2 protein-coding genes are annotated in these 2,335 nt (G+C 44.3%); one reads left to right on the forward strand and one right to left on the reverse strand.

From position 1 onward, the window contains the following. On the reverse strand, positions 1-1,514 hold a 1,514-nt coding region (locus VJB08_06435), incomplete at its 3' end, for a sigma-70 family RNA polymerase sigma factor (GenBank protein HLD43590.1). Between the two features lie 74 nt (positions 1,515-1,588). Between VJB08_06435 and VJB08_06440 the strand changes: the two genes are divergently transcribed. After that, on the forward strand, positions 1,589-2,335 hold a 747-nt coding region (locus tag VJB08_06440), incomplete at its 3' end, for a helix-hairpin-helix domain-containing protein (GenBank protein ID HLD43591.1).

The raw sequence follows: 2,335 nt of genomic DNA on the forward strand, positions 1-2,335 counted from the left end.
TCCCTAAGCAGATCTTGAATCTTATTAATTTTTCTACGGATTTTGGCAGGTGTAGCACCATTTGAGGCAGCAACCAACTCCCTATTTGTATACCCCCTTCCATCAGCATACCCATACTTTTGAAAAAACAGGGGAATATAAGACTCAAGGGTTGGATATTCCTTGAATATCCGAGAGAGCTGATCCTTCATATTGTGCCGGTAGACTTGTTCGGTGGAAGGATACTGAAGCTTATCCCTCATCCTCTTTTTAATATTTTCTTCAACCTGACGCACACGCTCTCTGGTGACGCCAAACGCATTACCAACATCTTCCAGAATATGGGGGATACCATCTTTGATGCCTGTTCGCATTTCAAACATCTCTTTATCTCGCGGTGAGACTCGAAGGGTTTTCAAAACCTTTGTTAGTCTCTTTTGTTCTTCAGCCGCCATGGCTGGAACATAAGGCAACGGAATCTTGGTATCAGCGATAATCTCATGGAAAGTATAAGGGCCATCTTCCGTCAACAGATCATCCAGATGTATCATTCTGTTATGAATATTTAAATCATAACCCGAAGAAGTCCTTGCCATGTATTCAACATCACTCCTGATGTGGGACTGATATTTAGGTAATGCAGAGATAATCGCTTGGATGCTGGGCTCTGCTCCATTCTGCTTTATAAATTCTATGACCCATGCTGCAATAACAGATCTCCGTTCATAGACATGAGCCGGAATCCGAATAGTGGCCCCTTGATTGACAATTGCTCTTGTTATAGAATAGTTGATCCACCATGTAGCATAGGTGCTTAATTTCGTCTGCCCACTTGTATTCGGATTAAGAGGAGTTGGATTGTACTTTAAGATTGCATGTTGCAATCCAAGAACCCCTTCCTGAAAGAGATCCATAGGCTCGAGGCTAGGGCAATTCCTCCAATTTGCCTTTACTTTCCAATAGACGAGCCTGAAATTGGCCTCTATCAAGTCATCAACAGCACTCTCATCCCCCAGTCTCACTTGCTTCAGCAAAGCCTGCTCTTCCTCGAGGGTAAGCAAAGGCAGTTGGAAGAGGTAGTTAAGGAATCGCTGCTCAGGACTTATGCCCTTCTCAGGAAAATAAAGATTCTGCTCTCTCCGTATTCTTTCTGAACGTAGCTCCCTTCTTAGCTTTATGCCTCCATTTTCAATCTTTTTAATTAAAGGTTGGACATCTTGCGGATTAAGTAAGTAAGAATCAGTCATCGTTTCTGGCCTTTGAACAGGCAGCTCTCCTGCGCGAATAGCATCGTTGATTGCCTCATAAGGAAGCCTAGTCCTTTCCATGGCTTGAGGAATCGTGTAACCCTTAGGCTCAGGTTTTGAGTCTGGAGTGAGCCGCGTTGAGGCATAGACGGGCTCACAGCCAAGAACGCAAAGCGCGGCATAAACTACTTCCTTAGAAAGACCAGACATATCTGCAAGGATAGGGACAGGCGTGTCCTTATGGCCTTTAATCAGATTCAATATTTCCAAGGAAAGCCCCTGCACCATTCTCAGTAAGAACGTGCAAGCCCTATAAAAACATTTCCGCAATCTATAAATAGCCAGTTCTCCTCAATCGGTGTATGAAGAATGCAGAAATTGCGTCTCTCTTTTATAAGATGGCTGAGTATCTTGAAATAAAAGGAGAGCAATTCAAGCCACAGGCATACCGCAAGGCAGCAATGACGATTGAGGAATTGGACGAAGACATTGCTGAAATAGCAAAGCAAGGAAAGCTTCAGGAGCTTCCAGGGATTGGAGAGTCTCTCGCAAAGAAGATTGCTGAGTACATCCAGACAGGAAGAATCCAGGCATTTGAAAGATTACGGAAGGAGCTGCCAATCGATATTGAGGCCCTGGAGAAGATAGAGGGCATTGGACCAAAGAAAATCGCTTTTTTGTACAAGAAGTTCGGGGTGAGGAAGCCAGAAGATTTGCAGAGAATCATTAAGAGGGGAAAGTTGAAGGGAGTAAAGGGCTTTGGAGAGAAGAGTGAAAAGAAGTTCCTTGAAGGCATCGAGTTCAGCAAGAAGGATGGAAGCAGGGTGCTTTTGGGAGTGGCATTGCCTGAGGCTGAGGCCATTCAGGAGGTTTTGCGAAAACAACAAGAGGTAAGAAAGGCCGAGATTGCAGGATCTTTAGGGAGGAAAAAAGAAACCATCGGAGATATTGACATTCTTATCCAAAGCTCTGATGCAGGGAAAACCTTTGATTTTATTTCTCAGCTCGAATCTGTCAGAAGGGTTTTGGCGAAAGGCGGGACAAAAATATCCGTCATCCTGAAATCAGGGATCCAGGTTGATGTGAGGAATGTTCCTGCTGCTTCATGG

Source organism: Candidatus Nanoarchaeia archaeon, from assembly GCA_035290625.1.
GTDB lineage: Archaea > Nanobdellota > Nanobdellia > Woesearchaeales > DATDTY01 > DATDTY01.